The following is a 15081-nucleotide window of genomic DNA, read 5'->3' on the forward strand; positions in this document are numbered from 1 at the left end:
GCTCCGCTACGCAGCCCATTGCTTCAACCGCGCTCATGCGCAACAACGCGGTCCGGCTCTAATCCCAGCTGGGGGAAAGCTGGGGGTCACGTCACGCTGCCCGGACGTGAATGCAATCAATCGGAGGAGACGGAGGCACTTTCTTTGAAAGCAGGCATCAGCTCCCACAGACTTGGCGGGCTCTGAGGTTGCGAAAAATAGATGTAAAGTTATGGTAATGAAATGAAACTGAAAGCCTACGCACAATACGCTACCCGTCTGGTGAGGTCTGGCATTAGTGATCGTTTAGATTCACGCTGGAACAAGGATCCTTTGGCAGCCCGCCCAACTGCAACTGCCGAGGAATTCCTTTCCCTCGCCGGAGAGGCGGCTGGCCGCACCTATGCGGAAGCTGACAAACTTGAATCTGAAACCAGTTTCGCCATTGACAAAAATTGGCTTGATGAGCTCGCGCTTCACACCCAGATCGTCAAGAAACAAAGCCAACTTAGTTACGTTCACGGAAGGCTCCTTTACAGCCTTTTGAGGCGATATATCAGCGACAATAGGCCAAGCTTTGTTTCGATCCTGGAGACTGGCACGGCTCGTGGTTTTTCGGCGATATGTATGGCCAAGGCGCTGGATGATGCTGGAGTGAATGGCCACGTCATAACTATCGATCGACTTCCTCACCTGAATCCGATTTTCTGGAATTGTATCGACGACCTTGATGGAAAAAAGACACGCCGAGAGCTGCTTGAACCTTGGCGCTCTCTCTGCGATCGGATAACCTTTTTGCAGGGTGACACTCTCAATCAAATTCGAAAGGTCGGACTCAATAGAGTCAATTTTGCTTACCTTGACGCCCAACACTCTCGTGAAGATGTCCTAAATGAATTTGCATTCGTAAAACGATTACAGTTTAAAGGAGACATCGTATTTTTCGACGATGTAACTCGCGAACAGTTTCCCGGGGTTTGCGACGCAGTAGATGAATTAGAGCAGAGAGAAGATTACTTTGTGCATCGGATAAGGGCGGGAAGAGGATTCGCTTGGGCAATTCGAAAATAGAGCGGGTCTCCATGTTCCCATGGTTATGCAACTGAGCGCAAATGGCGAGACACTCGATAAGGGTCGAGTAGGCCAAAATTGCAAACCACGCCTAAAAGCCTACCAAGATAATTAAAGCGAGCGGCGGCTCGTTCCATTCAGAAAAAGGTCCCGAATCAGGTAGTAGAAGGCGACTCGACGGGGCGGTATCGATGGCCGCTTAAAGCCCGCAGCTGTCCCGTCTAATGTGGAACATCAAGAACTGGAGCGACACAAGCATCGGACAGCCTGAATGATCATAAGTGAAGAATGGCGCATTTTTCTCACTTGGATGCCGCCCCGATATCAGCCGCCGCAAAAATTTGTCGCCTAGCGGCCTGGAGGGGCAAGGACTGTTTCCTTGATGATCGCAAGACGAGCCAGATGTCAAAGATGGGCTAGCACCGCCAGCATACATCGGGAAAATCGCCTCAACGAAAACAGACCTTCCTCGCTAAATCCTACGCGTCTGTCGTTTTCTGGTTCTCAATCCCTCATCTGAACTATCTGAACCATCTGAGTTCACTACTTTGCCCCAAAGCCGGAGAAAATCACTTTTACCGTACGCAAAGCAATCACAGTATCAAGCCAATACGAGAGATTTTTGACGTAGTAGAAGTCGTATTGAAGTTTCTCATCGGCTTCGCCGATCTCCACGACATGGCCTTGGTTCACCTGGGCCCAGCCAGTGATACCTGGCCGAACCATGTGGCGGTAGCGATAGAACGGGATTTCGTTCTCATACCATTTTGATAGACTGACCGCTTCGGGTCGTGGCCCGACCCAACTCATCTCGCCGCGAATGACGTTATAAATTTGAGGAAGTTCATCTAGACGGGTGCGGCGCAGGAAACGACCAACTTTCGTGACCCGCCCGTCCGCTGATTGGGTTATGGAAAGATGGCTGTCCTCACCATTATGTCCATTGATCATGGTTCGGAGCTTTAGTACTTCAAATTCCACACCGCGAAAGCCCACCCGCCGCTGGCGAAAAATAACAGATCCTTGACTGTCTCGCTTGATCAGTATCACACAGATACCAATTATCACAATGGCTATCGGCAACACGGTAATAGCCGACAGCAAGTCAATCGCTCGCTTCAATCTCTGATATGAAGAGCTGGGCAAAAGTGCCCCGAAATTATTCTCCGAGAGGTGGTCTATCTGGACTTTGCCGGTCTCCGCCTCCCACACATGCTTGTAATGGTAAATCGGGCGACCGGATATCGCAGCGTCGGCCAAGAACCGCTCCCACTCCTCTCCAAGATCCGCATGAAGATCAGCGACGATTGCGCAATCAGGCAAGCTTACAAGCGAGGGGGAATTGAGAGTGAAAGCGGGCGCGGATTTCAGTTGGAGGATCAAATCCGACCGGCCGCCGGGAACGACGTAATACAACAGTCCCTTCGCCCGGCTTCGCATAGCCGTTATTGCGAAGCGTGCCAGAAGAACTCCAAAAAAACACGATACAATTAGCTTGTTGTAATATTCCAACCTCAGACCAGCGATTGCGCCAATCATCAAACCGAACATGAGCGCCACAATTGGCAAAATTGATCGAGCGACCGCGACACCTGGAAGGTAGCGTAATCGCCTTAAAATGCCGATCGAAAACAACGCGCAAACACAGCTTCCAACGAATGAATTGGCAACGCCGGGTTGAGTTAGCCAGGTCCAAGTTTCTTCCAACCCAAGGGGCCGAACACCATCGACGATTGCGAGCACCGCAAGCGGCAATGCAATTCCAAGGAGCAACACAAACGCGAGCTCGAAACACAAGGAATGTACTAAACCACGCCGAACAATTGGAGAAAGGAATGGTGCTGACAATTTTTGCTCCGAATCGCCTGCGCGCCGCAGTGTTCTCGTGCGACGCGATCATCAAACTAGCTTGATTACCTGCTCCTATTGAACAGTCTCCGCGCTCTTAGGAGCGTTTCCTCTGCGTTGCCAACCTCATTTGATAAGAGGGGTAGTTCGCACGCTTAGTCGGGCTTGGGCGATTTCAGCGGAAGGCGCGCCACTCGGAGCACTGAGCAGCAAGGTTTAGGATAGTGTGGTGAAACATTCTTGAGGCATACCATTGGGCCGGCGATCTTCCCAAACTTGCCCTCTTGGAAGGCTCTGCTAAAGCGCCCGCAACTCAATTCGAACTGACAGGAAACCCATGGCCAAGATCAAGGTAGCCAACCCAGTCGTCGAACTCGACGGCGATGAAATGACGAAGATCATCTGGAAGTGGATCCGCGAGAGGCTGATCCTTCCCTATCTCGACGTCGACCTGAAATATTACGACCTCTCGATCGAGAAGCGCGACGAGACCGACGACCAGATCACTGTCGACGCCGCCAATGCGATTAAAAAACACGGTGTCGGCGTTAAGTGCGCCACCATTACTCCCGACGAAGCACGTGTTGAAGAATTCGACCTCAAGAAGATGTGGCGGTCGCCCAACGGCACGATCCGCAACATTCTCGGCGGCGTGGTCTTCCGCGAGCCGATCGTCATCGACAACGTTCCGCGCCTCGTCCCTGGCTGGACCGACCCCATCGTGGTCGGCCGTCACGCTTTCGGTGACCAGTATCGCGCCACCGACACGCTGATCCCGGGCGCCGGCAAGCTGCGCCTCGTCTTCGAGGGTGAAAACGGAGAGAAAATCGATCTCGACGTATTCGAATTCCAGAGCCCGGGCGTCGCCATGGCGATGTACAATCTCGACGACAGTATCCGCGACTTCGCGCGCGCCAGCTTTGCCTACGGACTCGACCGCAAGTGGCCGGTGTACCTGTCGACCAAGAACACCATCCTGAAAAAGTACGATGGCCGCTTCAAGGACCTGTTTCAGGAAGTGTTCGACGCGGAGTACAAGGCCGACTTCGAAAAGCACGGCCTCACCTACGAACACCGCCTGATCGACGACATGGTCGCCGCCGCGCTTAAGTGGAACGGCAAGTTTGTCTGGGCCTGCAAGAACTATGACGGCGACGTGCAGTCGGACATCGTTGCACAGGGCTTCGGCTCGCTCGGACTGATGACCTCGGTCCTGATGACGCCCGATGGCAAGACCGTCGAAGCAGAAGCAGCCCACGGCACCGTTACCCGCCACTATCGCCAGCACCAGCAAGGCAAGGCGACCTCGACCAACCCGATCGCCAGCATCTTCGCTTGGACGCGCGGCCTCATGTATCGCGGCAAGTTCGACAACACGCCCGACGTTGTGAAGTTCGCCGAGACGCTGGAACAGGTGTGCATCAAGACCGTCGAAAGCGGCAAGATGACCAAAGACCTCGCGCTTCTCATTGGCCCGGAACAAAGCTGGATGACCACCGAACAGTTTTTCGAAGCCATCGTCGAAGGCCTCGAAGCCGAAATGGCACATTGGGGCTGATTCCAACGACAGCGCCGAAGGTCTGAAGGGGTCGGCTCTCGCCGGCCCCTTTTTCTTGATCAGGGCCGTTCAGGCACCAACACCCAGAGTGTCGCCACGAGGATCTTGAGATCCAGCCACGGGGACCAGTCGCGGATATACTCCAGATCGAACTGCAGCCGGTTGGTCAGTTGCGACTCTGTATCCGTGGGGCCGCGATGCCCGCGGATCTGCGCAAGTCCCGTCATGCCGGGTTTCAGAGCATGACGCTGCCAGTACTCCCCGTCGATTTCCCAGAACAGCTTGTCGCTGGCCAGCGAGCCGAGCGCATGCGGGCGCGGGCCCACAAGGCTCATTTCTCCCAGGAGCACATTGAACAGCTGCGGCAATTCATCGATGCTGGTGGCCCGGATGATCTTCCCAACTTTGGTGACCCGCGCATCGTTGGGCGTAGTTGATCGCGAGCCGTCAATGTCGCTCGTCTCGACCTTCATCGACCTGAACTTGAGCATTTTGAAGATCCGGTTTCCGTGTCCGATCCGTGGCTGGACGAACAAGAACGGACCGCCATCCTCGAGCTTGATCGCCAGTGCGACGATCATCATGACTGGCGCAAGGATGGTCAGTGTCATGACTCCGATCAACAGGTCCATGCTCCGCTTGATGAGGCGCGAGCGAAGTCCCAGAGGGCCTGAGGACACCACCAGAAAGGCCATGTTGTTTTCACGCACGAGATCGAGAACACCCAGTTCATTCAATGTCTCCGACAGAATCTCGCCTTCGACGCCTGCAGCGCGCAGGATCTTCGTCCAGGCAGCGCGCCGGCCATTGAGGCAGCTTACGATAACGCGGTCCATGCTGCGCATATTACGGCCCAGCGCATCTAGTCGCTCCGGATCGCTCGAAGCCTGTATGGCGAAGTCTGGATCGACCTCGATCCGAAACGCCTTCTCCAGCACGATCTCTGGGCCGCCGTCATCGATAACGAGCCTATTCTGAACACGCCCGCCAAGCACTTTCGCCACATAAAGAGCGATAATACCGCGCACGCCGAGCATGCTCAGAAATACTGCCATTACAGCGAGCGAGTATTCACCGCGCAGAGGACCGATGTCCGGCTTCAGATAGAACAGTAGGAAGATAAACAGAAACGCCGAGACAAGCAGTGCGAAAAGAAGGCGGGTTGCCGCGTAGCGAAATTCTATCAGTCCCCGGATGGAATATACTCGGTTATAGATCGCGATTACGGCAAAGATCGGGACCATGGCTTGCATAAGGCCCGCCTCGGAGCCTGCAGCTGACATTCCGACTTGGATCTGGCCCGCAAGCTGAAATATCCCCGTCAACAGGAAGAGATCTGCTACGAAAGTGATAATATAGAGACGAACCCGGCGGGACTCCATCGAGAGCAGCCTGACTCCTGAGACGAGATCGTCTGGTTGCATTGTCACTTAACGCTCCACGTGAGCCCGGCCCAATCAACATTCTCTATTACGCTAGAGGAAAGGGACTTTCTTCCCCTCAAGTCAGGCGAGTAGGCGCTTCGAACACGAAGCAGATACAAACAAACTACCGCTGCAAAAACTGCGCTGCGCCAGCTTTGCACGCATTTCACGCGAGGCCAACCTGCCGGATGTGGTTGCCGTCACCAAGGTTGGAAACCTAAAGAGGATTAGCACATTGCGCATTAAAGCCGACTGTCATTGGGGGTCGGGCCAACCAATCGGGAGCATGATGGTCAAGCAATCAGCAAAAAAGCGCACCACTCGCCGCAAGGGTTCGGAAAAGTTCGGGCAGAAGCGGCTCGACGTCCGCAATGCGATGATCAAGGATATTCCCGGCATCGCGAACCTCGTGCGCCGGGTATACGAGGACATGCCCGCCTATACGCACGGCGAAATCCGCGGCCAGATCAACAACTTCAAGGAAGGCTGCTTCGTCGCCCTGCTTGATGACGAGGTCGTGGGCTATTGCGCCACCATGCAGGTTGCTGAAGCCCTCGCCTTCCAGGACCACGACTGGGACGAGATTACCGGTAACGGCTACGGCAGCCGCCACGATCCGACGGGCGACTGGCTCTACGGTTACGAGATGTGCGTGGACCCCAAGGTCCGCGGTGTACGCATCGGACGCCGCCTCTACGAAGAACGCCGCGCTCTCGCCGAGGAGAATGATCTCACCGGCATCGTCTTTGCCGGCCGCATGCCGAATTACCGCCGCCTGCGCCGCAAGGTCGAAGGGCCGAAGGATTACCTCGAGAAGGTCGTCGAAGGTAAGCTGCACGATCCAGTCCTGCGCTTCCAGCTCGCCAACGGCTTCGAGCCGGAACGGATCATCGAGGGCTATTTGCCAGAGGACAATGCCAGCATGGCGAATGCCGTGATGATGGTCTGGCGCAATCCGTATGTGGAGCGCGACCAGCCGGTCAAAAAGCGGATCCCGCGCGGTGTGGAGGCGGTCCGCGTCGCCACCTGCCAGCTGCAGGCGCGACAGGTTGCGGACTATGACGAGTTCATGCGTCACGTCACATATTTCGTAGACGTGGCAAGCGATTACGAGGCAGACTTCATCGTATTTCCAGAGCTCTTCACGCTGATGCTGTTGAGTTTCGAGGAGAAGGAACTCTCGCCCGTCGAGGCGATCGAGCGGCTGTCTGAATACACCCCTCGCCTGCGCGACGACATTTCCGAAATGGCGATGCGCTACAACATCAACATCATCGCCGGCAGCCATCCCACGCGGATGGATGATGGCGACATTCACAATGTCGCCTATGTCTGCCTACGCGATGGTTCGGTCCATGCGCAGGAGAAGATCCACCCCACCCCGAACGAGCGGTACTGGTGGAACATCAAAGGTGGCGACAAGGTCGAGGTGATCCAGACCGACTGTGGCCCGATCGGCGTGCAGATCTGCTACGACAGCGAATTCCCCGAGCTCAGCCGCCGCCTCGCCGATGAAGGCGCGCGCATCATCTTCGTGCCCTTCTGCACCGACAGCCGCCAGGGTTACCTGCGTGTGCGCTATTGCGGACAGGCACGGGCGATCGAGAACCAGTGCTTCGTCGTCCTCTCGGGCAATGTCGGGAACCTGCCCAACGTCGGCAATATGGATATCCAGTATGCGCAGAGCTGCATCCTGACGCCCTGCGACTTCCCCTTTGCCCGCGACGGTATCGCCGCCGAATCCACAGAGAATGTCGAAACGCTCACCATCAGCGACGTGAACCTTGCCGACCTGCAATGGGCGCGCGCCGAAGGCACCGTGCGCAACCTCGCCGACCGGCGTTTCGATCTCTACCGCATCGAGTGGGACGAGGACGGGAAGCACCCAGGCAAGCCGCGGCCGCGCCGCGAACCGCTTGGTCCGACCGGACCCGGAGGCGGCTGAGGCTTAGAAGCGGGCGTTGAAACTCGCCGCCGCCCCGACCTCGGCCGGGTTATCGGCGATATGGTCCGGCTCGTGTCGGTAGAACAGCGATGCGCCGCCCCACCCGAAGGATACCGGTCCGGCCCATCTCAATTCTCCGACCAACTCCCGTCCTGTCGGCGTGAGCGACAGGCGCCGGTTCGAGAAACTCGCAGTTTCCGTCAGATAGTCGTAGCTCGTCGGGACCCGGAGATTGAGGCCGCCCCGCTCCACACGCAGCGGCTGGGAAAGACGGAACGCCACGCTATCCGCGCGGCCAAGGACACGTTGTCTCTGGAGGTCGACTGACCATCCCGATGTCGTCAATCCGTTGGAATCCGCGACAAGGCCTGCTTCGTCTGCAAACGACCAGCCGCTTTGCCATGCGCCTGCCAGCCTCCAGTGATTGGCAAAAGATCGCGCAAACCGGGCGGTCATGCTCAGGCTGTGCGAACCGGAGCCGCCGAGGGCGCCCCCGAACCAGCCGCCGAGCAGCGTCTTGTCCTCCCGCATCCAGTCGAAAGATATCGAACTGTCGATCGGCAACCCCTGGGCGGAGAATTCGATACCGGACCGGGTGAAGCCGAGGCGGTCGAAGAGTTGCGGCTGACGATCGAGGAGGAATGTGTCGCCCACAAAGCCGACGCGTCCCCGCTCGAAAGTCGCCACAGCACGGACGCCGGGAGCAAGGTCGTATCCCGCGGCGAAGGCGCGTTGGTCCCTACTCTGGAAGGCCGAGGCGCTGGCGCCGGATACGGCAATCAGGAATGCCGGTTCTGCCGCCCCTGCCAATTGCGCAGAAAGGCCGTGAGCCCCTTCGTTCACGGAGAATGCGAAGTCGAGCTTGGGAGAGAGGCGCGCGATGACCCTGCCGGCCAGCAGTCTTGCGGTGTCGGTCTCCCGGTTGGAGAGAAGCAGTTCCTGCGGTTCTTCTACTCCGCCACGGGTCGCAAACCTGTCCGTCACGCTGAATGCCATCGACAGCGGCCCTTGCTGGACCGAATGCCGCCGAGAACCGGGTGCGAGCGCTGCTCTGAGCCTGTCGTTGTCGGGCCTTGCGTCCTTCAATCCGGCACCGAGATCGACCGCGAAGGCGCGGTCGTACTTGTCGGTGGCGACAACGGCCAAAGTGCCCTGCGTAGTAAGCGCATCGCCCATTGCCGGGGACCCGATCGCGGTCGGCTGGCTGCCCGCCAGGGGAGCGGACGTGCCGGGGATCGACATCGCTCCGGCGGGTCGAAAGGCTTGGGCGACATCAAGAATACCGCGGCCGAAAATAGCATCCGTTCCGGCTGCACCGCCATCCCTTGCGCTTTCGAGAAGGAGCGAGACGATTTCAGCACCGGTGAGGTTCGGAAAAGCCTGCCGGATCAGGGCCACAGCGCCTGCAACCTGGGGAGCGGCAAAGCTGGTACCGGAGAACAGGATCACGAACTGCCCCTGCGGGGTCTCTTCGACGTAAATCTCGCCATTCTCGTAGACGCAGCAAATCCGCTCGCCGCGGGCGGCGAGATAAAATTGAGAATCGTCACCTGCGGGATTGGCGAAGTCGGAGAACTGGCCGTTCGCGTCGACCGAACCCACGATGATCACATTGTCGCCGCCTGCGGCCCTGATGTCGCTGGCGAAGGGGGTCGGCTGGAATTGGTCGAAATCGGGATCGCTGCCGTCGCCGTAATTGCCCGAGGACACGACAATCACCACGCCCGCCGCCGATGCGCGTCTGACCGCATCGAGCACGGCCCTTCCCGGTGACTGGCCTCCGAGGCTCAGATTGACGACGGTCGCCCCCGCATCGACCGCCACGTCGATGCCACGGGCGATATCCCGGTCGAAGAAACTGCACCCCAGCGACGGATCGTCGGGCGTATCGGTGGCGCAACTGCCCGGAGCGTCTGCTCGAAGGGCCAGGATCTCGGCGTCGAAAGCCATGCCGAGAATACCGCTGTCGTTACGCGCGGCCGCCGCGACGAGGCTGACGTTGGTACCATGATCGTCCTCGCCCTCGACCGAACGGTTGCCCGCCACGTCCTGCGATTGGGGATGAATACGGTTGGCGAACTCGGGACTGTCGAGATCGATACCGGAATCGATCACCGCGATGATCGAACCGGAACCCGTCGCGCCGTTTTCCCAAGCGGTGATGGCACCGTGAAATTCAGGGCCGTCGGACTCCCTGAGTTCGCTTGTCTGGAAGCTGGAAGGGGTAGGCGTCGGGCTCGGGGTTGGCGATGGGCTGGGAGTCGGCGACGGGCTCGGCGTCGGCGAAGGGGCCGGTCGCGGCGTCGATATAGGGCGATCGCTGCTCCCCCCACCTCCGCAGGCATAGACAAGCGGCACCAGGCTCAAAGCGGCACAAGCACGAAGCAGGTTCGAACGGATGGACTGGTTTTTCAAAGCGCGACCTTTCCTCACCCGTTTATCTTTCCCGAGTTAGCGATTCCTGAACCATGGAATCCAACCGTGCATTCAGCGTCCAAAGCCGGATGACAAGGTGTCTCGAAGACCATAAGGAATTCCCATGGCATCTGGCGACCTCGCATCCCCCGCAATCTCCGACGCGCTCGTCATCCTTGGTGCGGCGGGTCTGGTCATCCCTGTCTTTACGCGGTTCCGTATCACGCCTGTCATCGGGTTCATCCTGATCGGCATCCTCGTGGGCCCTTATGGCCTCGGGCAGCTTGTCTACGAGAGACCGCTGCTGGAACATATAACCATATCCGATCCCGAGGCGCTCGAACCCTTTGCGGAGTTCGGGATCATCCTGCTCCTCTTCGCCATCGGCCTCGAATTGTCTTTCAACCGCCTGTGGCAGCTGCGCAGGCTAGTGTTCGGACTGGGCGCGATGGAGCTGATGATTGGCGGCCTGTGCCTGGCCGCAGTGCTCGCAATGATGGGGCAGTACTGGACCGGCGCATTGGCGCTGGGCTTTGCCCTCGCCTTCTCATCCACAGCCATCGTCCTGCCGATTTCGGGCAGCACCAGCCCAGTCGGGCGCGCAGCGCTATCCATGCTGCTGTTCGAAGATATCATGATCGTCCCGATCATCTTCATCCTTGGCGCAATGGCACCCAATGCTCAGGCCGAGGGCTGGAGCGGCCTCCTCGACACGCTCTGGCAGGGCGCGCTGGTCATTGCGGTCATGATGATCGCCGGCAGGATCGCCCTTCCCCGCCTGTTCGCCCAGGCCGCGCGGACCAAGAGCCCGGAATTGTTCCTCGCCGCCGCCCTGCTCGTTGTCATCGGCGCCAGCCTTGCAACGGCCGCCGTCGGCCTGTCGCCGATCGTCGGCGCGCTGATCGCTGGCCTGCTGATCGCCGAAACCGAATATCACGGCGAAGTCGAAAGCATCATGGAGCCGTTCAAGGGCCTCGCCCTCGGTATCTTCCTGATCACGGTAGGCATGAGCATCGATCTGCGCACGATCTGGGACAATCTCGGCACCATCGCCGTCGCAGTCCTTGGAGTGCTGGTCTTCAAGGCCTTGCTCACCGGAACGCTTCTGCGCCTCATGGGAGCGCGCAGGAGTACCGCAGCCGAAACGGGCATATTGATGGCCAGCCCGTCGGAAACGACGCTGATCGTCCTCGCTGCCGCCAGCAGCGCGATGCTGATCCAGCCGGGCACGGCACAGTTCTGGCAGATCGTCACTGCCATCGGCCTTACCTTCACGCCGCTGCTGGCCCGCCTGGGGCGCGTGGTCGGCCGCCGCGTCGAGCCTGCTCCCGAGCTCCCGGAAGAGGACGAAGGCGAACCGCGCGTCATCATCATCGGGGCGGGCCGCGTCGGCAGGTTGATCGCGCAAATGCTCGACGAGCACGACAAGCCCTATGTCGCGATCGATTCCGATGCGGACATGATCGAGAGCGCCAAGCGCAAGGGCTATCGCGCGGTATTCGGCGATGCCGCCCGGGGCGATGCGCTACAACACCTCGGCATCGAGGATGCGCTGGCGGTCGTGCTCACTATGGACGAGCCGATCCTGGCACAGCGGCTGGTCGCCAAATTGCGCGCCAGCTATCCCGATCTCCTGATCGTGGCGCGCGCACGCGACATTGCACATGCATCCGCGCTCTATCGCGCCGGCGCCAGCCACGCCGTCCCCGAAACGCTGGAAGCCACCCTGCAATTGTCCGAAGCGGTACTGGTCGACATTGGCGTCGCCATGGGGCCGGTCATCGCCTCCATCCACGAGAAGCGTGACGAGTTTCGCGCCCGCATCGAGGAGGAAGGCGCGCTCGCCTACAAGCCGAAGCTACGCTCAGGCACGGTAGACGGCTGATTTTATGTGAACTCTTGCGTTTCCGATGCGTTGGTTAAGCAAAGGAGACACAAATGAGCGACATAGATCCGACCAAGCCGATCCCGAACGACGAAAAGTTCAAGCCGCAGAACGTGGCCGATCCGTTGAAGGACCAGGCCCCCGATCAGCTGCGCGGCAAGCCCGGTGACACCGAGGGCTACGATATCGAGCAGGGCTCCAGCGGCGTGACGAAGAAAACGCCCAGCGCCTGATCCACGGCAAGAATTGAAAGCGCCTGACGGACCCCGGTTCGTCAGGCGTTTTCGCGTTCGAGCGCGGTGCGGACCGCGGCAAGCGCGTCGTCCGCCTTGGCCCCGTCCGGACCGCCACCCTGCGCCATGTCGGGACGGCCGCCGCCGCCCTTTCCGCCAAGCGCTTCGACGCCGGCGCGGACGAGGTCGACCGCGCTCACGCGATCGGTAAGGTCGTCCGTCACGGCAACGGCAAAGGCGCCCTTCCCGTCATTGACCGCGCAAATCGCGGCAACACCCGATCCCATACGCTTTTTCGCCTCGTCGAGAAGCGGACGCAGTTCCTTCGGATTAAGGCCCTCGATCACCTGGCCGGAGAAGGTGATCCCACCGATCTCTTCATCCGCACCCGCAGCATCGCCCGAACCGCCACCACCGAGCGCGAGCGCGCGCTTGGCTTCGGCGAGTTCCTTTTCGAGGCGCTTGCGCTCTTCCACCAGCGCCGAAACCCGCGCAGCCGCTTCGTCCGGAGAGGTCTTCAACGCACCTGCGATTGCCCGCACGGCTTCGTCGCGTGACAGGAGCCACTGGCGTGCCGCTTCGCCCGTGAGCGCTTCGATTCGGCGCACGCCGGAACTGACCGCGCTCTCGCTGACGATCTTGAACAGGCCTATATCGCCCGTCGCTTCGACATGGGTGCCGCCGCACAGTTCGACCGAGTAATTCTTGCCCTCGTCGCCCTTACGACCCATCGACAGGACGCGGACTTCGTCGCCATATTTCTCGCCGAACAACGCCAGCGCGCCTGCAGCCACTGCATCGTCGGGCGTCATGAGGCGCGTGCCGACCGTTTCGTTGGCGCGGATTTCCTCGTTCACCTCTGCTTCGATCGCCGCGATATCCTCGTCGGATAGCGGCTTGGGGTGCGAGAAGTCGAAGCGGAAGCGATCGTCGGAAACCAGCGAGCCCTTCTGGGTCACGTGGTCGCCAAGGCGGTTGCGCAGCGCTGCGTGAACAAGGTGCGTCGCGGAGTGATTCGCACGAATGCGATCGCGGCGGCCGGCATCGATTTCGAGATGCACCGCATCGCCGACCTTGATCGTCCCCTTGGCAACCTTGGCGACATGCGTGTGCAAACGCCCAAGCGGCTTGTTCGTCGTGGAAACGGCGATCTCCAGCCCCTCGGGTGTCCAGATGCGCCCGGCATCGCCGGTCTGGCCGCCGCTTTCACCGTAGAAGGGCGTTTGGTTGGTCAGCACGATCACGTCGTCGCCTTCGGACGCGCTATCGATTTCCTTGCCGTCCTTTACCAGTGCGACGACTTCGGCCTCGCCCGTGTCGGAGCTGTAGCCGGTAAACTCGGTCGAACCTTCGCGTTCGGCAATGTCGAACCAGACTTCCTCACTGGCTGCCTCGCCCGACCCTTTCCACGCTGCGCGCGCGGCTGCCTTCTGCTGCGCCATGGCTGCATCGAAGCCATCCTTGTCGACGCCGATACCGCGATTGCGCAGCGCGTCTTCGGTAAGGTCGTAAGGAAAGCCATAAGTGTCGTAGAGCTTGAACGCGGTCTCGCCGTCCAGCGTGCCGCCCTCGCCCATGTCGCCGGTGGCTTCGTCGAGGAGCTTGAGGCCCTTGTCGAGCGTGCGCCGGAACTGGGTTTCCTCGCGCTCCAGCACTTCCTGGATCAGCGGCTGGCCGCGCACCAGCTCCGGATAGGCAGCGCCCATTTCGCTAACGAGTTCGGGCACCAGGCGATGCATCAGCGGTTCGCTTGCACCCAGCAGGTGCGCATGGCGCATTGCGCGGCGCATGATGCGGCGAAGGACGTAGCCGCGGCCTTCGTTGCTCGGCAAAACGCCGTCGGCCAGCAGGAAGCTGGTCGAACGCAAGTGGTCGGCGATGACGCGGTGGCTGGCGGTCTGGTCGCCTTCGGCCTTAACGCCGGTCAGCGCTTCGCTGGCGCCGATCAGGGCCTTGAAGGTATCGGTGTCGTAATTGTCGTGCACGCCCTGCATGACCGCTGCGACACGTTCGATGCCCATGCCGGTGTCGATGCTGGGCTTGGGCAGGTCGCCGACGATCTCGTCCGCTTCCTGCGTGAACTGCATGAAGACGAGGTTCCAGATTTCGACGAAGCGGTCGCCGTCTTCCTCTGGGCTACCCGGAGGGCCGCCCCAGATGTGATCGCCGTGGTCGTAGAAGATTTCCGAACAAGGGCCACACGGACCGTCCGAGCCCATGGCCCAGAAATTGTCCTTGGTCGGGATGCGGATGATCTTGTCGTCGGCAAATCCGGTGCGCTTCTTCCACAGGTCGAAAGCTTCATCGTCCGTGTGGTACACGGTGACCAGCAGCTTTTCGGGATCGAGCCCCCACTCCTTGGTCAGCAGCGTCCACGCATGGTCGATCGCCCGTTCCTTGAAATAGTCGCCAAAGCTGAAATTGCCGAGCATTTCGAAGAACGTATGGTGGCGCGCCGTGTAGCCGACATTGTCGAGATCGTTGTGCTTGCCACCTGCGCGTACGCATTTCTGCGAGCTCGTCGCGCGGGGCGCCGGCGGCGTTTCAAGGCCCGTGAACGCGTTCTTGAACGGCACCATGCCCGCATTGACGAACATCAGCGTGGGATCGCTGAAAGGCACCAGGGGTGCGCTCGGCACTTCCTCGTGCCCGTTGGCGGCGAAGTAATCGAGGAAGGAGCGGCGGATTTCGTTGGTCGACGTCATGGCTTGCGCACGTAAGCA

Annotated in this window: 9 protein-coding genes; 5 read left to right on the top strand and 4 right to left on the bottom strand. The window is 59.7% G+C overall.

The annotated features are described in order from the left end of the window. The first annotated feature begins 222 nt into the window (after positions 1-222). The gene (locus BM173_RS05655; protein WP_090478593.1) at positions 223-1050 is read left to right on the top strand and encodes an O-methyltransferase; all 828 of its coding nucleotides are present in this window, start codon (positions 223-225) and stop codon (positions 1048-1050) included. Between the two features lie 543 nt (positions 1051-1593). On the opposite strand, the gene BM173_RS05660 is transcribed toward BM173_RS05655, so the two are convergent. Then, positions 1594-2793 carry a sugar transferase gene (locus BM173_RS05660; RefSeq protein WP_177201819.1) on the bottom strand — a complete coding sequence of 400 codons (1200 nt, stop codon included), beginning with the start codon at positions 2791-2793 and terminating at the stop codon, positions 1594-1596. A 442-nt stretch (positions 2794-3235) separates the two neighbouring features. Here BM173_RS05660 and BM173_RS05665 point away from each other — a divergent pair, with 442 nt between their 5' ends. Next, positions 3236-4456: an NADP-dependent isocitrate dehydrogenase gene (locus BM173_RS05665; protein ID WP_090478600.1), complete on the top strand. Its 1221-nt coding sequence runs from the start codon at positions 3236-3238 to the stop codon at positions 4454-4456. Positions 4457-4515: 59 nt separating this feature from the next. Here BM173_RS05665 and BM173_RS05670 read toward each other — a convergent pair whose 3' ends face one another. Further along, positions 4516-5739, bottom strand: coding sequence for a sugar transferase (locus BM173_RS05670; protein WP_218152630.1), 1224 nt, complete (start codon positions 5737-5739; stop codon positions 4516-4518). A 430-nt stretch (positions 5740-6169) separates the two neighbouring features. On the opposite strand from BM173_RS05670, the gene BM173_RS05675 reads away from it, so the two are divergent. Continuing rightward, positions 6170-7825 (top strand): bifunctional GNAT family N-acetyltransferase/carbon-nitrogen hydrolase family protein, encoded by a 1656-nt coding sequence (locus tag BM173_RS05675; protein ID WP_090480159.1) that lies wholly within the window; start codon positions 6170-6172, stop codon positions 7823-7825. 3 nt (positions 7826-7828) lie between these two features. On the opposite strand, the gene BM173_RS05680 is transcribed toward BM173_RS05675, so the two are convergent. Further along, the gene (locus tag BM173_RS05680) at positions 7829-10258 is read right to left on the bottom strand and encodes a S8 family serine peptidase (RefSeq protein WP_090478606.1); all 2430 of its coding nucleotides are present in this window, start codon (positions 10256-10258) and stop codon (positions 7829-7831) included. 106 nt (positions 10259-10364) lie between these two features. Between BM173_RS05680 and BM173_RS05685 the strand changes: the two genes are divergently transcribed. Together BM173_RS05685 and BM173_RS05690 are read left to right on the top strand one after the other, a co-directional pair. Then, positions 10365-12125 (top strand): cation:proton antiporter domain-containing protein, encoded by a 1761-nt coding sequence (locus BM173_RS05685; RefSeq protein WP_090478609.1) that lies wholly within the window; start codon positions 10365-10367, stop codon positions 12123-12125. A 53-nt stretch (positions 12126-12178) separates the two neighbouring features. Beyond that, positions 12179-12358 (top strand): hypothetical protein, encoded by a 180-nt coding sequence (locus BM173_RS05690; RefSeq protein WP_090478612.1) that lies wholly within the window; start codon positions 12179-12181, stop codon positions 12356-12358. A gap of 41 nt (positions 12359-12399) precedes the next feature. Here the strand turns inward: BM173_RS05690 and alaS are convergent, their stop codons facing one another. After that, complete coding sequence (gene alaS / locus BM173_RS05695; RefSeq protein WP_090478614.1) at positions 12400-15063, bottom strand: alanine--tRNA ligase; 2664 nt, start codon at positions 15061-15063, stop codon at positions 12400-12402. Between the last annotated feature and the right edge of the window lie 18 nt (positions 15064-15081).

Origin of the sequence: Qipengyuania nanhaisediminis, assembly GCF_900115585.1 — a bacterium.
Taxonomy (GTDB): Bacteria; Pseudomonadota; Alphaproteobacteria; order Sphingomonadales; family Sphingomonadaceae; genus Qipengyuania; species Qipengyuania nanhaisediminis.

Bases quoted from the DNA above. Each gene is read 5' to 3' on its own strand.
- BM173_RS05665 (WP_090478600.1), top strand. From the start codon at position 3,236: ATGGCCAAGATCAAGGTAGCCAACCCAGTCGTCGAACTCGACGGCGAT.
- alaS (WP_090478614.1), bottom strand. From the start codon at position 15,063: ATGACGTCGACCAACGAAATCCGCCGCTCCTTCCTCGATTACTTCGCC.
- BM173_RS05655 (WP_090478593.1), top strand. From the start codon at position 223: ATGAAACTGAAAGCCTACGCACAATACGCTACCCGTCTGGTGAGGTCT.
- BM173_RS05675 (WP_090480159.1), top strand. From the start codon at position 6,170: ATGGTCAAGCAATCAGCAAAAAAGCGCACCACTCGCCGCAAGGGTTCG.
- BM173_RS05670 (WP_218152630.1), bottom strand. From the start codon at position 5,739: ATGTCAGCTGCAGGCTCCGAGGCGGGCCTTATGCAAGCCATGGTCCCG.
- BM173_RS05685 (WP_090478609.1), top strand. From the start codon at position 10,365: ATGGCATCTGGCGACCTCGCATCCCCCGCAATCTCCGACGCGCTCGTC.
- BM173_RS05690 (WP_090478612.1), top strand. From the start codon at position 12,179: ATGAGCGACATAGATCCGACCAAGCCGATCCCGAACGACGAAAAGTTC.